This window comes from Occallatibacter sp. (genome assembly GCF_049510455.1).
Classification (GTDB): Bacteria; Acidobacteriota; Terriglobia; order Terriglobales; family Acidobacteriaceae; genus Telmatobacter.
Map to the genome: position 1 here is coordinate 1 of NZ_JBEKYX010000041.1, position 21,973 is coordinate 21,973.

At 57.8% G+C, this 21,973-nt stretch carries 22 protein-coding genes; 11 read left to right on the plus strand and 11 right to left on the minus strand.

Annotation, left to right across the window (positions count from 1 at the left end; translation table 11 throughout):
• Positions 1-108: 108 nt before the first annotated feature.
• Both ABSG47_RS20940 and ABSG47_RS09240 read left to right on the plus strand, forming a co-directional pair.
• Complete coding sequence (locus ABSG47_RS20940; protein WP_481133026.1) at positions 109-288, plus strand: PIN domain-containing protein; 180 nt, start codon at positions 109-111, stop codon at positions 286-288.
• Between the two features lie 31 nt (positions 289-319).
• Entirely contained in the window at positions 320-583 is a 264-nt protein-coding gene (locus ABSG47_RS09240; protein WP_424169108.1) for a PIN domain-containing protein, read from the plus strand.
• Between the two features lie 850 nt (positions 584-1,433).
• Here ABSG47_RS09240 and ABSG47_RS09245 read toward each other — a convergent pair.
• The 3 genes from ABSG47_RS09245 to ABSG47_RS09255 form a co-directional block, all read right to left on the minus strand.
• Entirely contained in the window at positions 1,434-1,796 is a 363-nt protein-coding gene (locus tag ABSG47_RS09245) for a helix-turn-helix domain-containing protein (protein ID WP_424169110.1), read from the minus strand.
• Between the two features lie 73 nt (positions 1,797-1,869).
• The gene (locus tag ABSG47_RS09250) at positions 1,870-2,169 is read right to left on the minus strand and encodes a hypothetical protein (RefSeq protein WP_424169112.1); all 300 of its coding nucleotides are present in this window, start codon (positions 2,167-2,169) and stop codon (positions 1,870-1,872) included.
• A gap of 59 nt (positions 2,170-2,228) precedes the next feature.
• The gene (locus ABSG47_RS09255) at positions 2,229-3,860 is read right to left on the minus strand and encodes a DHA2 family efflux MFS transporter permease subunit (protein ID WP_424169114.1); all 1,632 of its coding nucleotides are present in this window, start codon (positions 3,858-3,860) and stop codon (positions 2,229-2,231) included.
• A gap of 191 nt (positions 3,861-4,051) precedes the next feature.
• On the opposite strand from ABSG47_RS09255, the gene ABSG47_RS09260 reads away from it, so the two are divergent.
• The 3 genes from ABSG47_RS09260 (at position 4,052) to ABSG47_RS09270 (ending at position 6,964) form a co-directional block, all read left to right on the plus strand.
• The gene (locus ABSG47_RS09260; protein WP_424169116.1) at positions 4,052-4,762 is read left to right on the plus strand and encodes a gluconate 2-dehydrogenase subunit 3 family protein; all 711 of its coding nucleotides are present in this window, start codon (positions 4,052-4,054) and stop codon (positions 4,760-4,762) included.
• A 51-nt stretch (positions 4,763-4,813) separates the two neighbouring features.
• Positions 4,814-6,382: a GMC oxidoreductase gene (locus ABSG47_RS09265; RefSeq protein ID WP_424169118.1), complete on the plus strand. Its 1,569-nt coding sequence runs from the start codon at positions 4,814-4,816 to the stop codon at positions 6,380-6,382.
• 132 nt (positions 6,383-6,514) lie between these two features.
• Positions 6,515-6,964: a 23S rRNA (pseudouridine(1915)-N(3))-methyltransferase RlmH gene (locus ABSG47_RS09270; RefSeq protein WP_424169120.1), complete on the plus strand. Its 450-nt coding sequence runs from the start codon at positions 6,515-6,517 to the stop codon at positions 6,962-6,964.
• Between the two features lie 196 nt (positions 6,965-7,160).
• On the opposite strand, the gene ABSG47_RS09275 is transcribed toward ABSG47_RS09270, so the two are convergent.
• Positions 7,161-7,673, minus strand: coding sequence for a DUF3761 domain-containing protein (locus tag ABSG47_RS09275; protein ID WP_424169122.1), 513 nt, complete (start codon positions 7,671-7,673; stop codon positions 7,161-7,163).
• Between the two features lie 212 nt (positions 7,674-7,885).
• Here ABSG47_RS09275 and ABSG47_RS09280 point away from each other — a divergent pair, with 212 nt between their 5' ends.
• Entirely contained in the window at positions 7,886-8,338 is a 453-nt protein-coding gene (locus tag ABSG47_RS09280; RefSeq protein WP_424169124.1) for a YidB family protein, read from the plus strand.
• A gap of 71 nt (positions 8,339-8,409) precedes the next feature.
• Here ABSG47_RS09280 and ABSG47_RS09285 read toward each other — a convergent pair whose 3' ends face one another.
• A complete protein-coding gene (locus ABSG47_RS09285; protein WP_424169126.1) occupies positions 8,410-9,165 on the minus strand; it encodes a DNA-3-methyladenine glycosylase family protein in 756 nt (251 codons plus the stop codon).
• Between the two features lie 35 nt (positions 9,166-9,200).
• Between ABSG47_RS09285 and ABSG47_RS09290 the strand changes: the two genes are divergently transcribed.
• Both ABSG47_RS09290 and ABSG47_RS09295 read left to right on the plus strand, forming a co-directional pair.
• A complete protein-coding gene (locus ABSG47_RS09290; protein WP_424169128.1) occupies positions 9,201-9,482 on the plus strand; it encodes a ribbon-helix-helix protein, CopG family in 282 nt (93 codons plus the stop codon).
• A gap of 202 nt (positions 9,483-9,684) precedes the next feature.
• On the plus strand, positions 9,685-9,870 hold the full coding sequence (locus ABSG47_RS09295; protein WP_424169158.1) for a putative toxin-antitoxin system toxin component, PIN family: 186 nt from the start codon (positions 9,685-9,687) through the stop codon (positions 9,868-9,870).
• Here the strand turns inward: ABSG47_RS09295 and ABSG47_RS09300 are convergent.
• Positions 9,856-11,814, minus strand: a complete 1,959-nt coding sequence (locus ABSG47_RS09300) for a YjhG/YagF family D-xylonate dehydratase (RefSeq protein ID WP_424169130.1) — start codon at positions 11,812-11,814, stop codon at positions 9,856-9,858. The two genes, ABSG47_RS09295 and ABSG47_RS09300, sit on opposite strands and share 15 nt — an antisense overlap.
• A gap of 39 nt (positions 11,815-11,853) precedes the next feature.
• Here ABSG47_RS09300 and ABSG47_RS09305 point away from each other — a divergent pair, with 39 nt between their 5' ends.
• Genes ABSG47_RS09305 through ABSG47_RS09315 form a run of 3 tightly spaced genes read left to right on the plus strand, consistent with a single transcriptional unit; the run spans position 11,854 to position 14,232 of the window.
• Complete coding sequence (locus tag ABSG47_RS09305; RefSeq protein WP_424169132.1) at positions 11,854-13,110, plus strand: MFS transporter; 1,257 nt, start codon at positions 11,854-11,856, stop codon at positions 13,108-13,110.
• A complete protein-coding gene (locus tag ABSG47_RS09310; RefSeq protein ID WP_424169134.1) occupies positions 13,107-13,937 on the plus strand; it encodes a fumarylacetoacetate hydrolase family protein in 831 nt (276 codons plus the stop codon). The genes ABSG47_RS09305 and ABSG47_RS09310 overlap by 4 nt, the downstream gene beginning before the upstream one ends.
• The gene (locus ABSG47_RS09315; RefSeq protein ID WP_424169136.1) at positions 13,927-14,232 is read left to right on the plus strand and encodes a ComEA family DNA-binding protein; all 306 of its coding nucleotides are present in this window, start codon (positions 13,927-13,929) and stop codon (positions 14,230-14,232) included. The genes ABSG47_RS09310 and ABSG47_RS09315 overlap by 11 nt, the downstream gene beginning before the upstream one ends.
• A gap of 110 nt (positions 14,233-14,342) precedes the next feature.
• Here the strand turns inward: ABSG47_RS09315 and ABSG47_RS09320 are convergent, their stop codons facing one another.
• The 5 genes from ABSG47_RS09320 to hpnI all read right to left on the minus strand — a co-directional run bounded on the left by ABSG47_RS09320 (position 14,343) and on the right by hpnI (position 21,867).
• Complete coding sequence (locus ABSG47_RS09320) at positions 14,343-14,702, minus strand: hypothetical protein (RefSeq protein WP_424169138.1); 360 nt, start codon at positions 14,700-14,702, stop codon at positions 14,343-14,345.
• A gap of 11 nt (positions 14,703-14,713) precedes the next feature.
• Positions 14,714-15,832, minus strand: coding sequence for a hypothetical protein (locus tag ABSG47_RS09325; RefSeq protein WP_424169140.1), 1,119 nt, complete (start codon positions 15,830-15,832; stop codon positions 14,714-14,716).
• A 157-nt stretch (positions 15,833-15,989) separates the two neighbouring features.
• Entirely contained in the window at positions 15,990-19,190 is a 3,201-nt protein-coding gene (locus ABSG47_RS09330; RefSeq protein WP_424169142.1) for an efflux RND transporter permease subunit, read from the minus strand.
• A gap of 91 nt (positions 19,191-19,281) precedes the next feature.
• Positions 19,282-20,325 (minus strand): efflux RND transporter periplasmic adaptor subunit, encoded by a 1,044-nt coding sequence (locus ABSG47_RS09335; protein ID WP_424169144.1) that lies wholly within the window; start codon positions 20,323-20,325, stop codon positions 19,282-19,284.
• Positions 20,326-20,676: 351 nt separating this feature from the next.
• The gene (gene hpnI, locus ABSG47_RS09340; protein ID WP_424169146.1) at positions 20,677-21,867 is read right to left on the minus strand and encodes a bacteriohopanetetrol glucosamine biosynthesis glycosyltransferase HpnI; all 1,191 of its coding nucleotides are present in this window, start codon (positions 21,865-21,867) and stop codon (positions 20,677-20,679) included.
• Positions 21,868-21,973: the final 106 nt, after the last annotated feature.

A 21,973-nucleotide genomic window follows, 5' to 3' on the forward strand; every position in this document is an offset into this window, starting at 1 on the left:
CTCTCAACCTGCTCCGACAGGACAAAACATGCAACCTCGGAATCAAAGGAAAGCGCCTACAGGCCGGATGGGACAATGACTACATGCTTCGACTACTCGGAAATTAAGATGCGTCGGCCCTGCGATACAGCGCCCCTGAACTACCTCATACAGATCGGCGAAGTAAACTTACTTTCGCGGCTCTACGGTCGTGTAGTAATTCCGCCTGCAGTGCAAATAGAGATGCTGGACTTGGGTGCGCCACCAATGGTGCGAGTCTGGGTTGCCGAGCCTCCCAAAATGGCTTGAGATATGCTCTCTCGGCAAGGCCCCGACTGCAATGCCTCCATACCTTGATGCGGGTGAAATTGAGGCAATTACGTTGGCAGAGATCCTGCAAGCCGACGTGTTGATCATCGACGACATGTCTGCTCGCCGTGAAGCGAAAAGACGTGGTTTATCAATTATCGGCACACTCGGCGTATTGCGTGAAGCTTCCCAGCAAGGATTAGTCTATTTACATTCTGCAGTGGCGCGTTTACGAAGAACAAACTTCTATGCTTCGGCAGAATTGCTGGAAAAATTACTCAAGTTAACAAAATAATTAAGCCTGATGTATGCTTCGCGACGCAAATAAGCAGAACATTCATGCTTGAAACACAGAAACTCGAGCTAAGTGCACTAACTTAGGTGAAATCCACAGATTTTAACTGACTTTTCCACTTGCATTCACAGATCGACCAGGCGCATTCTTCTCACAGTTGGTCACCGGGTAGAAATTGGAAAGCCAACATTTCCTGCCACGCGGGAAGATGCTGTGAGCCAGTGGAATGCGGAGATTCATCAGCAAAGGCGCAAGCCGAAGCGGATGCGGTCTCCAAAGGAAGCAGGAGTTCCGGTCCTCAGGTCAGGCAGGACGGTGCAAAGTTCAGAGGAGGTTTGCGCGTAGTCGCCGGTTGAATAGACGAAGTTGCCACTTATCCGGGCCAGCGGACCCTAAACGGCTTGCCGCATGGGAGATCGCAGGATCGGACGGAGAGCAGCCCAGTAAGTTCAGCAGGAGAGGAACGTCAGTCTAAATCCAAGATAGATGCGCATCTATCTACGAAGTAGGCAGATAAGTTCAGCGCTGGTAATGCAGGAGATCGAAAGCGAGCGGGAAAGACGGGCAGCTTGCTCACGGTGAAAGCCGGGAGTGGAGAGCTAGACGGAACCGGGAGTCGAGAAAAATTGCAAAACCGGGACGAGTGGGACCAAGACTGAATACTCATCGTCGGCAAGGCCGGATGATGTTGGGCTGAAGAGATTTGCTTGAGACACACGGATAAACGCCAGGAGCTGAAAGGCTTCTGGCGTTTTTCATTGGGGCTGCGGGATTTTCGGTATTGGCGTAGGCGGGTAGACGGTAAATACGCGGCTGAGTGGCTTCGCCTTATAGCAACTGGAAAGTAGCTTTAGCGCGGGCGAGCGCTTCGGGAAACGCGCTTTGGCAGGGTCTGCAAGCGTTCGATGGTATCCGGATAACGGGCGACAAGCTCCACAAAGATTGCCGCAAGCGGACTTGCCTGGCCTCCCTGCTCCCACTTCTCCACGGTGCGTGGGCTGACGCGCAACATATTGGCCCAGACTGTGCGGGAAACGTTGAATTTTTCACGGACCGAGACAAAAAAACTTGCGTCAGGCGATTCCTTCACTTTGACCACTGGAAGCTTGTGTGTCTTGAGAGTTACTTTTCCTTCGCGGTGGTCCTTCATGGCTTCCACGCCTTCCATGATTTCCGCGAAAATATCCCGCTTGCCAAGTTTCCGATTGCTCATTTCCTTCCCCTTGCCTTTCGGGCTACGCGCTCATCTTCAAGTGCGCGACGGAGCTGGTCTTTCTGGCTCGTTGTCAGGTCAGCGGCCTCATTCTTGTCATATAACGTGAGGAGCCATACTTCTTCATCGGACAGGAAACAGTAGTAAATAACCCGCCGCCACCACGTTTTCCATTTCCTCGCCGGGAATCTTTCCAGCGCAGCTTGCGGATGCCGCCTGCGCCTGAAACCAGATCGCCCTGTTCCGGGTCCGCGGCAATGCTCCGCTGTAGCTCCGCAAAAGCCTCATCATCGAGATAGCCTTCCCGGAAGCGGCTGAAGGCCGGAGCCTCTACCAATTGCAATACGCTGGGCTGAAGTGGGTTCTCCGGCATTGCGGCTCATCACAACTATACCCATCATGGGTACACAACGCAAGAGCGGCAGCGTTGTTTTAGTGAACCGCTTCCGCCTTCGGCCCCTCGCCGGGCTTGTTCTTGTTCAGCAGGAAAGCGAACAGGACAAGGATGGCGGACATCCAGGAAAGCTCGATGTAGACATCCTGGAAGGCCTGCATAAGGGCCTGCCGATTGAGCTGGTTATAGATGGAGCCGAGAGCGCGGCTCGCGCCGTCCGGCCCGCCGCCGAAGAAACCGGTGAGCGCATGAAGCTGCGACTGGTAGCCGGGGCTGCCCGGCTGCATATCCGACTGCAGGCGCTGCTGGTGAAAGAGCGAGCGGTTGGTGATCTGCGCATTGGTGATAGCGATCAGAATCGAGCCGCCGATGTTGCGGGAGAAGTTGATGAGTCCGGAGACCTGGTTGCTCGCTTCTTTCGGAAGGCCGACGTAAGCAGCATTCGTAATGGAGATGAAGCAGAAGGGTAGCGGCAGCATCTGAATGACACGCAGAATCGACTGCTGCGCGAAGGTCATTTGCAGATTGGTCACCGCCGCGGCATACCGGAAGGTGAAGGTGAACATAATGAATCCGCATACGGCCAGGGTGCGCGCGGATATCTTGCCGGTGGCGAAACCGGCCAGCGGCATGACGATGACAAGCGCGATGCCGCCGGCGGTGAGCGCCATGCCGGCAGTGGTGGCAGTGTAGCCCATCAGCTCCTGCATATATTCCGGCTGGAGCACGGTATTGGCGTTCAGCACGCCGCCCACAAGCATCATCAGGAAACAACATATAGCGAAGTTTCGGTATCGGAAGACACGCAGATTAATGATGGGGTCTTTGGCGCGCAACTCCCACCAGACCAGCGCGATCATGCCGCAGACGAACAGGGCAGCGCTAATGCAGATGAAATTTGAAGAAAACCAGTCATTCTCTTCGCCCTTATCCAGCATGATCTGCATGCCGCCCATGGCGATGGTCAGGAAGCTCAAGCCAAGGTAATCGATCTTGCCGATAAGCTTGCGATTTGGCTTGATCCACGGCGGATCCTCAACAAGCCGCGTGACCAGGATGAAGGCCAGAATGCCGACCGGGATATTGATGTAGAAGATCCAGCGCCAGGAGTAGTTGTCGGTAATCCAGCCGCCGAGAGTCGGGCCGATCGAGGGAGCCAGAACGGCCACCAGGCCGTAAAGCGCAAATGCCTGTCCGCGCTTGTGGGGCTCAAAGGAGTCCGCCATGATGGCTTGGGCCATTGGCTGCAGACCGCCACCGCCCGCGCCCTGGAGCACGCGGAAGAGCAGCAGCATGCCCAGCGAAGGCGCCGCGCCGCAGAGAAAGCTGGCAATCGTGAAAATGGTAATGCACGTCAGGAAGAAATTTCTGCGTCCCACAACGCTGGAGGCCCAGGCTCCAAGCGGCAGCACGATGGCGTTCGAGACAAGGTAGCCGGTCAGGACCCAGGTGCCCTGGTTGTAGCTGGCGCCGAGATCGCCGGCAATGTGCGAGAGAGCGACATTGGCGATGGAGGTATCGAGCACCTCCATAAAAGCAGCCAAAGCGACCGTGGCCGCAATGAGCCATGGATTGGTGCGCGGCTTCCAGGCGGCGTGCGCATCCGGATTGACGACCGTTTTCTCGGTTGTGCTACCCGGCGCGGTCAGCGCGGATTCCGAAGTGGACAAAACGGCTCCTTACATTCAAGAAACATTCAAGAAAACGAGAAATTAAGAAAAGGAATAAAAATTATTCGTATGATCAGGCCGGATTTTTGGCCCTGCCGGTTTAGATTCACTTCCGGCGGCTCGGGGTGCAGGGATTGTTACTGAGCTGGGTATGGACGACCATAGGCCGCGCACGATAGCTTGGATGCGCTATGCAGCGCCGTAAATTTGTTCGCATTCTACTCTCTGTGGCGGCAGCGCCGCGGATGCTTTTTGGCCAGCAGCAGGGAAAGCAGCCGCTGCCCGCAGCCGCGCCGGTGCCCTGGTTCACCGGGCTCAACCCCCGCACGCCCCTGCCCGCTACCGAACCGGCGGACCAGGTGGCCATCGCCGACCTGAAATTTTTCACTCCGGCGCAGATGCAGAATCTGCAACGGCTTTGTCGCGTACTCATGCCGCCGCTCAATGGCAAACCCGGAGCCATCGAGGCCCATACGCCGGAGTTTCTGGACTTCCTGCTGGCTGGATCACTGCCGGGTCGCCAGAAACTGTACGCGGGTGGGCTCGACTGGCTCGACTCCGAGGCGCAGAAGAAATATAAACTCGGTTTTTTTGCGCTGACTGACGATCAGGTGGACTCGCTGGTGAAGCCATGGCTGCGGATATGGATGAGCGACACTCCTCCCACGGAAGCTCATGCCGATTTTGTAAACGTTGCCCTCGATGAGATTCGCACGGCAACGATCAACTCCAAGGTCTGGAACGAGACGAAAGGCGTCACTGCGGGCGAGTGGAGCCCGTCGGAACTCTACTGGAGTCCGATCGAGCCGGATCTGGCGTTTGTGTTATCGGAGCAGTCGCATCTTGTACAGCCGCATGTGGCGGCAGCACAGACTCCGGCTACACCGATCTATAAGCGATGACGATGGGAAACGATAACGACGGAAACGATAGCTATTTGGGGCGCAGCAGAGATGGCGAATGAAGTGTTCGATGTGTTGATTGTGGGTTCAGGCCATGCAGGCGGCATGGCGGCCAAGGTGCTCACCGAGGCCGGCGCGAGCTGCCTGATGCTGAATGCCGGGCCGGTGGCGAATGTAACCCGCGACGCAGAGCGCAAGCATGCTTACGATCTGCCCTATCGCGGCTTTCATCCGCCGCAACAGGTGCCGCACGTCTTTCAGGCCAATGAGTTCAACGCAAATGTCTGGGTAGACGAGCGCGAAGTGCCATACACATACGATCCCTCGCAGCCATACAACTGGGTGCGAGTGCGGCTCTTTGGCGGCAGGTCGCTCTTCTGGTCGAGGCAGTCTTTCCGGCTGAGCGATTACGAGTTCAAAGGCAAGAGCCATGACGGCTTTGGCGAAGACTGGCCCATCAGCCTCGCGGACATGGACCCGTACTACTCACGCGTGGAAGAGATCTTTCAGGTTAGCGGCTCAAAAGAGGGCTTGCCGCAGATGCCCGATGGGAATTTTATTGAGGACCCCGATCTGTGGACCGGGTCACTGGACCGGCTCAAGGCCGCAGGGGCGAAGTTCAATATTCCGGTAACGCGGCAGCGCCGCGCGAATGGGCGCGATGGCCTTGCGAGCAGCGTGAACCTGCTGCTGCCGGATGCGGAGAAGACAGGAAAGCTGACCTCCATTGCAAATGCGGTGGTGCGCGAGATCAGCGTGGATAAAAGCACCGGGCTGCCGGATGGCTGCCACTTCGTGGACCGCCTCACCGGACGCGAGATGAACGTAAAGGCGCGCATTGTGGTGCTGGCGGCGGGAACGCTTGAAAGCACTCGGCTGTTGCTGAACTCGAAACTAGCGAACTCAAGCGGGCTGGTAGGCCGTTACCTGATGGACCAGGTTTACGGCCCAGGAATCACCTGTTCCGTTCCCGAGGCTCGCGGCGGCAATGCCAAGGGACTCATGGGCGGCGGGGCGATTATTCCGCGCTTCCGCAACATCACGGACAAGACAGACAAGTTTCTGCGCGGCTATGCCATGAATATATACAGCAGCGGCGGAGGAATGGATGCGCGTTGCTTTGCAGCCTATGGCGCGGAGCTCCAAAAGAAGATGGCCGAGTACAACGGCAGCGGCTTTCACTTCTCGCTGATGGGTGAGGTGCTGGGCCGATACGAAAATCATGTGGAGATTGACCCGGTAAAGACGGATGCCTGGGGGATTCCTGCGCTGCGAATCAAGACGAACTACACCGACAATGAGTTCAATATGGCCAAGGACGCTGTGGAGACAGCGTCTCAGGTGGCAGAAGCCGCGGGATTTGAGGTGTTGCGCAAAAACGTGGTGCCGAACCCGCCGGGATACAGCATCCACGAGGTAGGTACCTGCCGCATGGGGGATGACCCGAAAAAAAGCGTTCTGAACAAATGGAACCAAAGCCACGATCACAAGAATCTCTTTGTAGTGGATGGCGCGGGCTTCGCATCCGCCGGTTGGCAGAATCCAACCATGACGATTCTGTCGCTTTCCATGCGGGCGAGTGAGCATGTGGCAGAAGAGCGGAAGAAGATGAATATCTAAAAACAGGGACAAGGGAACAGGGAATAGGGAACAGAGTTATAGGTAAGGTGCAATATCTATAGATATTTGTGCTCTGGCTCCATCACGAAGGCTGCGCGAAACCGCGGCCCCTGGTGAGGTATTCTCCTGTTCATGCGCTTAACGCTGGCTCATATCGGCAATCGACTGGCTGCTTCCGATCCCTTTGAAAAGCTTACGCAGATGTGGCTTGAGCGAATGGGAAACTTCGCGGAGACAGAAAGCGCGGCATACCGCTCAGTAGAAGCGTTCTTTGAATCTCTCGCGCGCACGAAAAAGGGTGGGACACAAGTACTCGTTCTGCTCGACAGCCGCGGAAAACAGATGAGCTCTGAGGAGTTTGCCGCGTGGCTGGGTACACGGCGCGACTCCGGCGCAGCGCAGGTTATCTTTGCCATTGGCCCGGCAAGCGGCTGGGACGATGCGGCGCGCAAGCAGGCTGCGCTACTGCTTTCTCTGAGCAAAATGACACTCGCCCACGCGCTGGCTCGCGCCGTGCTGGCCGAACAGATCTACCGCGCAACAACAATTCTCACTGGGCATCCATACCACACAGGACACTAGATGGCGGAGTCGTAGAAGCTCTGCGCACGCGTCGGAGATGGCGCATACGATCCTGACCGGACGCAATCCATATCCGCTGCTTGTGGAGCCGGCGGACATTTTGTCCAGTTCAAAATGGAAAACTAAAACATGAACTAAAAACAACGATGCCGCCCAGTGCATTCTGCGTGGCATCGTTGTTTTTAGTAACGCAAGCCTACTTGGAACACGCTTGCCCACGCGCGGCCTTACCGCCCGCGGTCTTGGCATCGGCTTCGCTCATATACTTGCCCGCCTTGGTAGTGCCATAATCGGCTCCGCCATAGCAGTGGTACACCTTTGTGTTGGTGTTCAACCAAACCAGACCGGGTCCGCCGCCGGGCGCAACTGTCTTGGGCGTTGTGCTCTTAGCTGCTCCAGAGGTCGAAGCAGGCTTAGCCGCAGGAGCCGGAGTCGCGGCCGGAGCAGGCGTAGAAGCTGGCATTGCCGCGGGCGCGGGCGCAGGAGTTGGAGTTGAAGCGCCCGGAGTGCTCGGCTTTGCCGCAGTACTGGCAGCGAGCCAGGTATCTATTCCCTGATGCCCCTTGCAGGCGCCGGACCTGGTGGGAGAGGTAGTGTAAGTGCCGTCCTTACACTTACCGGTTGCGCCTGCCGGGGGAGCCTGAGCTAGCAGAGCACTCGGCGCGAGAATGAGGCCAGCGATGGCCGCTGCGATCAATTTCACTTTCATAAAAGTCCTATCCTTCCTTAGTCAGGCAGCTGATCTCGTTCCTGCCAGGCCGCCGAAATCGTATCGCACGGAGTCGTCTGGTGCAAAGGAAATTGTCACGCTACAACCAAAAGACTGCCGGAAGAATTTGCTTCAACTTCATGGCGTCCGGCGCCTCCTGAGCGTATATTGTTTTCCGTTCAAAGACCCTCAAGAAGAAAGGCGCGTAATGTATGAGCAGCATTTTTGACTCGGTATCAAAGCTTGCAGGCGGGCTGTTGGGCGGAGAAAGCGGCGGCACGGATAGCGCCACAACGGATCATCCTGCCGTAACAGGCGGACTTCTGCAGCAACTGGGCGGAACCGGCGGCCTGGGCAATTTGATCCAGACCATCCAGCAGAACGGCGGCGGCAGTATCGTGCAGGACATTGCCAGCGGCAATACCAGCGCGATTGACCCGAACCAGGTGGAGAATCTTCTGGCAGGATCGGGCCTTGTGGATGGCGTAGCGTCGAAGACGGGCCTATCCCCGGATCAAGTGAAGTCGAGCCTGGCGACAGTGCTGCCTATGCTGCTGCATCACAGCATTGCAAATGGCCACGTGACCGCCGATGGCCAGCCCGGCGACACACCGGCACCGGATGCGGGATCACTGCTGCAGTCAGTTTTGGGCAAACTTCTGTAACTTTCCCGTTCAAAAATCTGGCCCGTCGATCAGAGCATGTCTTTCTCGCACTGAGTGCATGAAAGGCGTGCTCATGAGTTGCTTCTTTCGTACGTTCCCGCCTCGGGTGCGCTCTTCGCCAGATCGCAGGCACGCCACATATACCAACTGGCCACGCTGCGGTAGGGCTTCCACTTGGCGGCGCGCCGGATCACAACTTCCGGCTTCGGCAGATCTTCCGCAGTCACGGCGCGGGTTTTGGGCAGGCGCATGAAGGTCAGCGCGAAGCCCTTGCGCACGCCGTAATCCGTAACAGGCAGCACATCCGGCCGGCCAAGGCGAAACATCAGCAGCATCTGTACGGTCCATTCGCCAATGCCGCGCACCGCGGTGAGCCGCTCAATGATCTCCTCGTCGGGAAGCTTGCGGATGACGGCATGAACGGGCACAGTGCCATCCAGGGTTTTCTCGGCCAGGTCGCGCAACGCCTTGATCTTGTTGCCGGAGACACCGCAGCCGCGCAGTCTCTCTTCCGGAAGATCGAGAAGAATCTGCGGCGCAGGTTCTCCGCCAAAGCACTCACACAGGCGGCCGTGGATCGTAGCCGCGGCCTTGCCGTGAAGCTGCTGGTAAATGATCGATTCGACCAGGGACTCGAAGGGCGAAGACCACGCATCCAGCCGCAACGTAAAAGGGCCGACGCGATCAATGAGCGCGCCAAGCTTCGCATCCGCAGCGCGGAGGTGCGCCACTGCCTCTTCCGGGTCAAATGGCAGTTTTCGGCTGCGTCCGTTGTGGATCATACGGGCGAGTGTACAGGATCGGGCGGCTCGTAGAGCGGTACGCATTTGCATTACTTTTCATTACTGAGTAATGTTGCTGCATGGAACGAACTACCCGCCAATTCACGATCTCTATGCCACCCGATCTGGCACGGCAGGTGGCCGCGACGGCAAAAGCCGAGAGCCGCACGGTGAGCGAGCTTTTCCGCGAAGCATTCCGCACATACCGGGCCGCTCGCATCCGAAAACTTCTCGATGAGTCGCAAAGAGAAGGGGCGGCAAAAAACCACATGGGTTATACACCGGACGATGTGCAGCGACTGGTCCATGAGGTGCGCCGCGAGCAGGAAGCGGAAGAGAAAAAGGCGCAGCGCTCAAAGTGATTATCGTTTTTGATACTGGAGTGTGGGTCTCTGCGCTGGAATATGGCGGTGTGCCCCAAAAAGCCATCTCCCACGCTTTTAGCGAAGAGCAGCTTGCGATCTCTGACTAGATTGAAGCAGAGATTCTGAGGATTTTGAGCAGCAAGTTTCATCACGATCCAATTGCCATTCAGACTCGACTGGATGAGTTCTGACTCATGCAATCGTTGTTAAAACCAGGGGTGAAGTCAGAGGCGTCTGTCGCGATCCCAAAGACGATCCGATTCTGGAAACCGCGTGGAAGGCCGATGCCAATTACCTGGTAGCGGGCGACAAGGACTTACTCGCGCTGAAAGAGTTTCGCGGTATTGCAATCATGACGCCTGCGGCATATTTACGACTTAGTTAACCGTTTCACAATCGCCTCCGTGTCGTATACGCAGCCAGCCCAGACTCCCCCGCTGGCCTGCACAAGCGCTGCCCAGAGGCGCGTATCGTCCGGCAGGCCAGCGTGGGGCTTGAGATCGGCGCGCGGCGCGCGATCGGCCAGGTACTTCGCGCCGTTCTCGCGGTCGAATTCTTTGCCATCGCAGCCGATAAAATCCACGCTGCCTACAAGGGCCTTGCGGTCAACGACGATGGAGATTGTATCTCCTTCCTGCACGCGGCCGATGGGACCTCCGGCCAGCGCCTCTGGCGAAATGTGTCCGATGCATGCACCCGTGGACACGCCGCTGAAGCGCGCATCCGTGAGCACGGCCACGCGCCTGGCATAGCTGAGATGCTTCAGGGCAGAAGTGACCTGGTAGATCTCCTCCATGCCCGCACCCAACGGGCCGCCGCAGATGAGCACAATCACGTCGCCCTGGCGGATTGCGCCTTCTTTGATGGCCCTTACAGCTGCCGTCTCCGTAGTGAAGACACGCGCCGGACCAGTATGGCGATAGATCTGATGCTCATCTACAAGAGAGGGATCAATGGCAGTGCTTTTGATGACGGAGCCTTCAGGGGCAAGATTGCCGAGGGGGAAGCAGACAGTCGAAGTCAACCCGTTAGTTCGTGCGCGGTCCGGCGAAAAGATCACGTCGTCTGAGTCAATACCGTCCTGATCGCGCAGTTGTTTTCTCAGGGCTAGTCTGCGTTCGCTTTGCTCCCACCAGTTGAGGTTTTCATCCAGCGTCTGGCCGGTAACGGTCATTGCCGAGGTGTCGAGCAAGCCGGCGCGGCGCAGATGCAGCATCACTTCCGGCACACCGCCGGCGAGAAACACCTGCACGGTGGCAAAGCCGCGCGGGCCGTTCGGCAGGGCGTCCACAAGACGTGGGGTCTGGCGGTTTACGTGCTGCCAATCTTCCACTACAGGACGACGCAAGCCCGCCGCATGAGCGATTGCCGGGATATGCAGCAGAAGATTCGTCGAACCGCCGAAAGCCGCATGGAGAATCATGGCGTTTTCGATTGCAGCGTCTGTCAGGATCGCGCTGGTTGCGAGTTTAGTTTGATACATACGCAACAGCGCGCGCGCGGAGCGTGCCGCGGCATCGAGCCAGATGGCGTGCCCGGATGGAGCAAGCGCCGAGTGAGGCAGTGCCAGACCGAGAGCCTCTGCCACAACCTGCGATGTGGCCGCAGTGCCAAGAAACTGGCAGCCACCGCCCGGCGATGCGCATGCATGGCAGCCAACTTCCGCAGCGTATTCCAAGCTGATCTCGCCCTGCGCGAATCGTGCGCCAATTGTCTGAACTTTGCCTGCATCTTCACCGCTCTCCGGCAGCAGCGTTACGCCGCCGGGCACAAGGATGGATGGAATTTCTGCCGATGACGCAAGCGCCATCATCATGGCCGGCAGCCCTTTGTCGCAGGTGGCAATGCCCATGACGCCCTTGCGAGTAGGCAGAGATCGCATCAGCCGCCGCAACACTATGGCTGCGTCATTACGGAATGGCAGCGAGTCCATCATGGCCGCAGTTCCCTGGCTGCGGCCATCGCAGGGATCGGTGCATGCACCGGCAAAGGGGATGGATTCAAGCGACTTGAATTCGCGCGCAGCCGCTTCCACAAGTAAACCCACCTCCCAGTGGCCGGTATGGAAGCCAAGCGCAACGGGCGTGCCATCTGGCGCACGGACGCCTCCATGCGTGCTGAGGATAAGAAATTCGGGATCAAGCAGACGCGCCGGAGCCCAGCCCATGCCGGCATTCTGGCTAAGACCGAAGAGATTGCCGGAAGGCTGCTGAAGAAGCATCTCCGCGCTTAAAGGCAACGAGCCGGAGCTGCCCGGCGTGTGCGTGCGGACGGAGGCAAAATCGGCTGCCGAGCTTTCGAGAACGGAGGCGACGGAAACGGGAGGCATCGTTATGGTTATACTCCGGTACGGGCGCCAGGAGGCTGGATGGACGGAGCGGATTTGCCGAAGCGCTGGGCGCGCATCCTGCCCGCGGCGTTTATCACCTATAGCCTGGCCTATCTTGACCGCTCGAATTACGGTTTCGGGGCCGCGGCGGGCATGGCTGAGGAGCTGCACATCAGCCAGCAGCGGTCGGCGCTGCTGGGCGCCATGTTTTTTCTCGGTTACACATTCCTGCAGATTCCCGGAACCGCTTATGCCGCAAAACACAGCGCGCGCAGGCTGATTTTTGTAGCGCTGCTAGCGTGGGGAACTTTCTCCGCACTCACAGGAGTCATTCGCAACTTCTGGCTTCTGGCCGCGGATCGGCTTCTGCTCGGCGCGGCGGAGAGCTTCGTCTTTCCCGCAATGCTTGTGCTGCTCACGCGCTGGTTCACGCGCGCAGAGCGCTCCCGCGCCACAGCCCTGCTGATGCTTGGCAACCCGGTCACGGTGCTGTGGATGTCCGCCGTGACAGGATTTCTGATTCGCGCGCAGGGATGGCGGACGACGTTTGTACTTGAAGGATCGATCTCCGTTGTGTGGGCATTCCTCTGGCTCGTCACAGTGAGCGATACCCCACAACACGCAGCATGGATGAACGAACCGAGCCGCGAGGCACTCCGTCAGGAGCTGGAGCGCGAGCAGCAGTCGCTGCCGGGCATTCCGAATCTGCGAATAGCATTTGGCTTCCCGAATGTTTCGCGTCTATGCGTTCAGTATTTTTTCTGGAGCCTGGGCGTGTATGGCTTTGTGCTGTGGCTTCCGGTGGTCATCAGCAAGGCATCCGGGCTGCCAATTCACATCACAGGGCTGCTGGTGGCTGCTCCGTATCTCTTCGCAGCCATCGGAATGGTCGTAGTAGCGCACTCTTCGGATCGCACCAAGCGGCGCAAGCCCTATATCTGGCCGCTGCTGATGCTTGCCGGAGCGGCGCTCGGCGCATCGTGCCTGCTAGCGCCGCACTCCTTCGCCTGGACGTATGTGTTTCTCGTGATTGCGGGCGCGGGAATGTATGCGCCTTATGGGCCGTTCTTCTCCATTATCCCGGAGATGCTGCCGCGCAACGTAGCCGGCGGAGTCATGGCGCTGATCAATAGCTGCGGAGCGCTGGGCGGGTTTGCGGGAACGTATCTTGTGGGCCTGCTGCAGGCATGGACGGGCGGCCCGCAGGCAGGATTTATGCTGATGTCATTCTCATTGGTAGTCTCGGGAATTATTCTCGCGGGTATGCGGCCATCGCCGCAGGAGGCACGCGCATGATTCTTTATCGTCCGCACCGGAACGAACTGGTTGTGGAACACGGAGGCCGCTATTTTTCGCTTCCGGACGAATCCCTGGATGAGTTCCTCGCTCACGAGGATCTGCATGCTTATCTCGAATCGGTTATCTCGGCCGGTGGCCGCGTCATGCCGTTTGATACGGCATCTCTGCGCGCGCCCATCGGCTCGCAGGAGGTATGGGCGGCGGGTGTGACGTATTTCCGCAGCAGGACGGCGCGCATGGAAGAGTCAAAGGACGCGGGCGGAGGCAGCTTTTACGACCGCGTGTATACGGCGGAGCGTCCGGAGTTGTTCTTCAAGGCAATGCCGTACAAGGTGGTTGGCTCGGGCTCCCCGGTTCACATCCGTAAAGACGCTACATGGAGCGTGCCTGAGCCGGAACTCGCGCTGTGCGTGAATTCGTCGGGCCAGATTGTCGGCTATACCATCGGCAATGACATGAGCTCGCGCGATATTGAAGGCCAGAATCTGCTGTATCTTCCGCAGGCAAAGATCTGGGACGGAAGCTGTGCGCTGGGGCCTGGAATACTGCTGACGACGGAGCCATTGTCCGCCGAAACGCGCATTCAGATTGCGATTGAGCGCAGCGAGCAGACGGTCTTCTCCGGCGAAACATCGCTCAAGGAGATGAAGCGCAGGCCGGAGGAACTCGTCGAATATCTCTTCCGCGATCAGACCTTTCCGTTCGGATGCTTTCTGCTGACCGGAACGGGCATTGTTCCGCCGGACGACTTTACGCTGGAGAGGGGCGACCACATCGCCATCTCGATCGATGGGATCGGCACGCTGAAAAATCATGTGGCGTAGAGGCCTGTGCGCGGCAACGTTGCTGGCATGCGTCACGTGCGCTGCGCCAGCATCTCCGCAGGCATCACAAGCACCAGCGCAGGCAAAAATTCCAGATAGCGAACGGCTGGACGTGAATCGCGCCAGCCTAATTGATCTGGAAAAGCTACCCGGCATGACGCAAATATGGGCGGAGCGCATCGTGCGCTTCCGCCCGTATCATTCAAAGCTCGATCTGGTGAACAAGGGCATAATACCACCGCATGTTTATCACAAAATCGAACCATTCGTTGTGGCACATCGTGAACCTTACTAGCTGATGGTCACGAATGATAGCTTATTAGTTAAGCCTTCATCACATGCACCTAAATCAATCCCAGCTTTCATTTACTTGCTGCTTTCAAGACTTTCGTACTGCGGATGGTTTTATCGGAGATCCTGGTACAGCCAGCCCCGCTGCATCGCACTCTCAGCAAGAATCTTTGCGGCCTTTTCAATAGCTCTCTTTGCAAGGTTCGAGAAGTTAATCGTGCAATGTTCCGGATAGGAAACTCCATCCGCTACGACGCTAAGAGAGTGCATGGCGCACTCCGCATTGGTAACAGCCATCACACCGGAAGAAACTAATCCCAGCGTTCCGGTATAGTGCTCCCACGCGGCTTGCGGCTGAATCTTGTCTCCATCATAAGCGGATAGTTTGTTTTCATCCTTAGGGGTAGGACGAAAAGCCTGTGATGTAGGCCGGCCATTTTGGACAAAGCCGGGGTGTATCTGTCGGTACAGCAAAGTATCAGGCCTCACTCTTGATTTGCCCCCATCGTTTGGCCATCAATTTCCGCAAGTACCTGATTGAGTTGCTTCCAGCCGCTATCCTCGGCAAAGCGGAATTGTAAATCCTTACTGGCGTGATCCTTAAGATTCAGGGCCTGATATTCTCCTTCTTGCGTATCCAGGTTCATCTCAAGAGTTATGGACCAGTCATGCAAACGCCACTCAGCCTGAACACCCCCCTCTACCGTGGGGTATAGATAGGGCAAAGGCAATTCAGCACTAAAGTACGTTTCAAAGGCTTCCGCCAGCCATACCAGCTTGCCCCTCGCCGGGGCACGACCTTTGCCGTCCAGCCATCCATCCTTGAGCTTGGCAATCTGTTCAAGCCTTAAAGTCGTATCCAAAGGATCAAGCGGAGTAATGTGCTCAATCGATTCAAATCCCTTGATGCGGTCGGCGCGATCTCTTTGCGCTATGCCCTGAATCAGGACAAATACCTCGCTGTGATATCCCTTCAGCGCATCCAGAACGGTATCTCGATATTTGTCGTCCATCGGCGCTTTGGCTCTGGCACCGTCGCTTAATTCAAATTCAAAGCTATCCTGGGCTTGGTTCACTTCATAGACCTTGGCCCGCAGAGCGGCCTCTTCCGTCCATGTTTCCACTTTCGCAGCCCGAATCAGCTGCTTTCTTACATCCGTATTGAAGATCACGGGGCCTTGCTGGCGAGAGAATTCAATCGATTCCCCACTGCGCAAGCTGCGGCCAAAACGGTCAAAGTAGCCAAGAAAGCTGGGAGGCAAGTGTGGAGACAGCCCTTCCGCAGATTGTGCGATGGCCTCCACAATGTCTGTTTTGGCCTGCTCAAAATATTGAGCATTTTGAGGTGGCACCAGCAAGGAGTATGAAAGCACAATCGCTAGGATCGCACTGCCGTCCTCAACTCCGACGAGCTGGAGTTCAATGTCTTTTGCAAAATTGCGCTGGACACGCTCGCGGCCCGGATGTTCTTGAAGAAATTTCCACTTCGCAACTTCGACGAGCATCTCCTGGAGTGCAGCGAAATCCTTCAACAGCTCAAGCGGAACCGCATGGCCGCTAAAGCGTTCGCCAATTAATTTTGGCCTCCAGAAGTCCTGTTTCACGTATTACTCCAAGCTCCTGAAACAAAGAATCTTATTTTCGCATCAACGCAATGAAAAAGCGCGGTGCCCTTTAGTCTACCTCGTCTTATTGGATCAGAACAATTAGCCTTCCAATGCCACATCAGACTAAGCCCATTCCAATTGCCTGCACTATCTCTTACGCGTGTGCCAGCTCTTCAGTCTCTCCTTTTATCTCGTTGCCGGGCCTGACAGCATTGCGTCTCAAAAGCCCGCTCAGAATCACGTAGAGCACCGGAATGAAGAAGAGGTTAAGCACGGTGGAAAGCACCATGCCGCCCACAATCGTTGTGCCTACCGAGCGGCGGCCCAGCGAGCCCGCGCCGGTGGCAAAGACCAGCGGCAAGACACCGAGGATGAATGCGAAGGAGGTCATGAGGATAGGCCGCAAGCGCAGCTCGGCGGCTTCAATCGCGGCTTCTGCAATGGAGCGACCCTGGCGGCGAAGCTGCTCGGCGAACTCAACTATAAGAATCGCGTTCTTGGCTGAGAGGCCGATGAGCATGACGAGTCCAATCTGGCAGTAGACATCATCCGCAAGACCGCGCATCAAGACAAGGCCCAGAGCGCCGAGTACTGCCATGGGCACGGCAAGCAGGATGATGAAGGGCAGAGCAAAGCTCTCATACTGCGCCGACAGCGTGAGATAGACGACGAGGATGCCGAGAGCAAAGATGATCACCGCTTTGCCGCCGGATTCGATTTCGTCCAGCGTGAGGCCGGTCCACTGGTATGTCATACCGGGCATCATGGCGCTTTTGGCCAGCTCCTCCATGCCGGCAATCGCCTGGCCTGAGCTGTAACCGGGTGCACCCGAGCCGTCTATCTCGACTGACCGGAAGAGGTTGTAGTGGGTGATAACCGGAGGTCCGGCACTGTTGACGATGGTGGCGATATTGTCGAGCGGCACCATCGTCGAATTGTTCGACCGGACGTAGAAGTTGTGCAGGTCGCTCTGCTTCATGCGGAAGGGTTGATCGGCCTGCGCATAGACGCGATAGGTACGGTTGTTGTAGTCGAAGTCGTTGACATACTCCGATCCCATGAAGACGCTGAGTGTATCCGTGACCTGCGAGAGGGGAATGTTGAGCGACTTGGCCTTCTCGCGGTCAATGGTGACGAGCACCTGCGGGTCGTTGGCGGAGAACTGCGTGAAGACGTTGGAGAGATCCTTGCGCGTGCGGGCCGTGCCCATGATCTGGTGGGCCACGCGGTCCAGGTCTGCAAGCGTGTTGCGGCCTTCATCCTGGAGCATGAACTGGAAGCCGCCCACGGAACCGACTCCCGACACAGCCGGAGGCTGAATCATCTGCACAATGCCGCCGCCGGGCAAGAACATCAGCGGCGCAAGCCTGGGCGAGAGCCTCTGCACCATGTCCGCGGCGGAGTGGCCTTTGCCTCGGCGCTGGTCGGCGGGAGTGGTGGCTACGAACATGATGCCGGCGTTGGACGTTGCGCCGTTAAAGCCGAAGCCCATGACGGAGAAGACGCCGGCAACATCCGGGTCCGGCGAAATGATGGCCTGGGCGCGGTTGGCAAGATCGGCGGTGTAGGTCAGCGAGGATCCCGGAGGCGCCTGCACGATCACCATCACGTAACCCTGATCTTCCTGCGGAATGAAGCCGGTAGGCACGCGCTGGTAAAGCCAGACCGTTACGCCAAGACCGCCGATAAACAGCAGAAGCAGCAGATAGCGCAGCCGCAGTGCAACGTGAACCAACTTTGCATAGGTGCGGCCAAGCCAGTTGATCGCGCCGTCCGTACCGTGAACAAAGGCTGCGAATGCCCTTGAGAGCGGCTTGATGTGCAGGAAGTCAAGCTGGCGCGGACGCTCTTCTTCGCCGCGCAGGAAGAGCGCGGAGAGCGCGGGCGAAAGGGTCAGTGCGTTGAAGGCGGAGATGGCAATCGAGAATGCAATGGTAAGTGAGAATTGCCGGTAGAGAATGCCGGTGGTGCCGGGAAAGAACGAGACCGGCACGAAGACTGCGATCAGCACCAGTGAAGTAGCAATGACGGCGCTGGTGACCTCATTCATGGCGTGCGATGCGGCCAGGTGCGGGTCCGAGTGTTCCAGATGAATGTGGCGCTGCACGTTTTCGATGACGACGATGGCGTCGTCCACCACGAGGCCCGTGGCCAGCGTAATGCCGAAGAGCGTGAGCGTGTTGATGGAGAAGCCGAACATCTTGATGAAGGCGAAAGTGCCAATCAGCGAGACCGGAATCGTAACAGCGGGAATGATCGTCGCGCGCCAGTCCAACAGGAAGAGGAAGATGACGACGATGACGATCACGATCGCTTCGCCGAGCGTGCTCATCACTTCCTTGATGGAGTCGCCGACTGAGGTGGTGCTGTCAAAGGCGATGGTGTACTCCAGGCCCGGAGGAAATGTCTTCTTCAGGTCCTCGAGAACGATACGCGCCTGCTTATCAACTTCGAGCGCATTGGCGTTTGCCAACTGCTGCACGCCGATGCCAATGGCATCGCGGCCGGAAAACTTGAGCGATGTGCTGTAATCTTCCGCGCCCACCTCGCTGTGGCCCACATCGCGCAGCAGCACCAGGCCGTTGGGCGAGTTCTTCACGATAATGTTGTCGAACTCTTGTGGACTGCTCAGTCGGCCAATGACGCGCACAGGCACCTGGTAGGCCTGCGAGTCGTTGGCAGGCTGCTGGCCGAGCTGGCCGGCGGGAATCTCTATGTTCTGCTCGGAGAGCGCACTGATCACATCCGTAGCGGTAAGGCTGCGGCTGGCCAGCTTCACCGGATCAAGCCACACGCGCATGGCGTACTTGCGCTCGCCGAAGATCTGCACATCGCCCACGCCCGGCACACGCTTGAGTGCATCCTTCACGTACACGTCAAGATAGTTGGAGATGAACTCAGGCGAGTAGCGGCCATCGAGCGTATAGAAGCCTGCGCCGAAGACGAAGTTCGCGTTCGTCTTGGTGATGGTGACTCCGGCCTGATTCACAGCGGAGGGCAAACGTCCCTGCACGCTGGCAACGCGGTTCTGCACGTCCACCGCGCCAATGTCCAGGCTGTAGCCGGTGTCGAAGGTGACAGTAATGGTGCTGACACCGGAGTTAGTGCTGGAGGAGCTGATATAGCGCATGCCCTCCACGCCGTTGATCGACTCCTCAAGCGGAATGGTGACAGCTTTTTCCACCGTGTCGGCGTTTGCGCCCACGTAACTGCTGGTGACGGTCACCTGCGGCGGCGCAAGATTCGGATACATGGCGATGGGTAGCGTGGGAATGCACACTGCGCCGGCCAGAATGATCAGCAGTGCGCACACAGTGGCAAATACCGGCCTGCGAATAAAGAAATCTACGAACAAAGCGAGCCTTCCTTCTGTTGAGGGCTATCGCCGGCTGCGTGTACAAGCCTGGACGAATGGAAACATACTTGTGGGCTGGGCTGCGGTCTTGCTAGCTTCCCGGCAACTGCGACACAGGCATTCCATTCACCAGAAACTGCGTGCCTGAGGTAATCACCTTGTCGCCCTCATTGAGGCCGGCGGTGACGGCGTAGTTGTTACCCACGGTATCGCCCAGCGTTACAGGCATCTGAGTGGCAACGAGGTGACCGTTCTGCTGCCTGGCTACATAGACAAAGCTCTGGCCGCCCAGGCGCGAAACGGCGAGCACCGGCACGGTGGCCGTCGGCTTCGTACTCCAGATAATCCGCGCCTTTACCAACTGCGCATTCCGCAGAAGCTCAGATCCGGAGCGCACAGGAGCCTTCACGAGCACGCCCTGCACGGTCGAGTCCACCTGTGGCGAGAGGAAATCGATATTCGTCTTTTCCAGCACGTTGCCGTTCGTGTCCGTCAGGTCCACTTCCAGGCCCTGCTTCAACTGCGCGCCGCGCTCGGTCGGCACATAAATGTAGGCCTCAAGGTCCTTGTTCTCATCCACTGTGGTCAGCAGCGTGGTAGGAGAGACATAGTCCCCCACATGCACGGGAATGTCGCCAACAATGCCATCGTACGGAGCGCGGATCGTATAGTACGCCAACTGCTCCACCTGCGACTGCCCCGTTGCCGTGGAGGATTCGTAATCGGCCTTCGCGTTCGCATAAGCCTGCTGCGCCTGCTCAAAGACATCGCGGCTGGTGATACCGGCCTCGAAAAGTTTCTTCTGGCGGCCGAACTCGCTGGTGTTGTAATCGAGGACTGCCTTCTTCTGCTGCACGGTAGCTTGCTGCGCGTTCACCGCGGCCTGCTGATACAGCGGATCGATGGTCATCAGGATCTCGCCGGATGTAACGCGGTCCCCGGATTTCGCCCGAATACCCGTCAGGCGGCCGTTCACCTGCGGCTGCAATGTGGCCGAGCGACGGGATTTTATGGTGGCTACGTACTCGCTGGCCTGGGCAACAGGCGAGAGCGAGACGGCCACCGTCTGCACCGGCAGGGCCTGGGCGGCCGGTGCCGGGGGAGCAGCCTGCTTGCATCCCGCAAGCACGGCCATTCCGAGAAGCGCTGCAGAGACTGGCTGAAAAATAGCAGATATAGATTTCAAAACGTTACCCTCGCTGGTTGCGCCTGGCCTCTCGTTATGCTCTGTCCTATTAAGACTGGCCGGGGCCGGCACTTGCTGGTAATACAGACTGTGAAAGATGGCGGTTCCGGACTGATTTTTCGGAGTTACGATTCCGGGTGCTGGCAATTCAGATTCGGGAGGCCCTCTCATTGTCGCAAAATATTCGCTTGGATTGAGAGTCAGGGGTGACTGGGCTGGAAATCATCCGCCAATTCAGTAATTTCGGCGATGCCGCATACGAGTGCGCATAGATATAAATTGCCGGCGTGGAAGTCCGTCTCAGCCCTGCGCAATCAGCTTGCCCTTTTTCACCGTAAACCGCTGGCCGCGCCAGACGATTGTATTTCCGGCAAAGCCCGCGATCCAAAGCCCAAAGGCCACCGCGTCCCGGAAAGGCAGCAGCCACAGACTCGGCAGCGCCTGGCGGTCTGAGAGAATCCGCGCTCCCACGGTCATCGCCAACGCGAGCCGCAGAAAGAACGCAAGCGCAAAGAGCCAGATGCTGAGCAGGCTGAAGCCGCTTGCCATCAGATTCAGCATTGCCCAGGCCAGCCCATACGTGAAGTGCATCCCCGAATAGCCCAGCGGACGCGCATCGCGAACGGTGCGGTACCAGCGGAGCTGGTGGTCCAGAAAGCCGCGCCAGTTATAAGCCGGAACGCTGGTCTCAACCACATCCGGCGCAAGCACAACGCGAAAACCGGCCTTGTGTACCCGCACGCCAAGCTCGTAGTCATCGGCCAGGTGGTCGGCAAGCGCCGCAAGCCCACCAGCAGCCTCAACCGCCTCACGGGTCACGGCAAGCGTCGATCCGAGACCGAATCGCATACCGCGTTCCATCAGAACCGTCAGCAGCACACTCGGCAGAAAATCCGTGGAAATGCCAAGCGATTCAAGCTGCGAAGGCAAAGTACCATGAGCGCGGCCCCGATACAGTGCCGTCACCAGCCCCACAGGCTGCTTGCCCGGCTCGGCAAAAGATGCCATTACGCGCTCCAGATAACGCGGTGAAACCGTAATGTCGGAGTCATTGATGAGCAGATAAGGATGCGCGGCGTGAGGAATGAGCTGAACCAGCGTGCTGACCTTGCCATTTGTGCCCAGCCGTTCCGGCGTCTCAATCAGCCGAATCGGAGTGCCAGGGAATTCATTCTGAAGGCGTAAAACGGCTGCGACCGCGGGATCGTCCTGCGAAGAAACTCCAAAAAGAATCTCGTACTGCCCGGCATAGCTCTGGCGGCAGTGCGAGCGAAAGGCCTCCATCATGCCCGGATCGAGGCCCTTGAGCGATTTCAGGATGGAAAGCGGGGGAGTAAAGGGAGTGTCGGCGTGAGCCAACTCACGAAGCTGCCGGCTGCGGCGGGCAAGGTAAACATAGGCCGCCACCAGCGCCACCAGATAATAGCCCATCCCCGCCACGGTCAGCACCGTGGTCGCCAGCTCCACGGCATGGGCGTAAACATGTGGCATGAATACAGTTTACAGGGGGCAGAGATCAGGGGTCAGGGGTCAGATCGACTCTGTGCTGGGAAGCCAGAACTGACAGAAGCTTGCCGACGGACAAGAAAGCTCACTC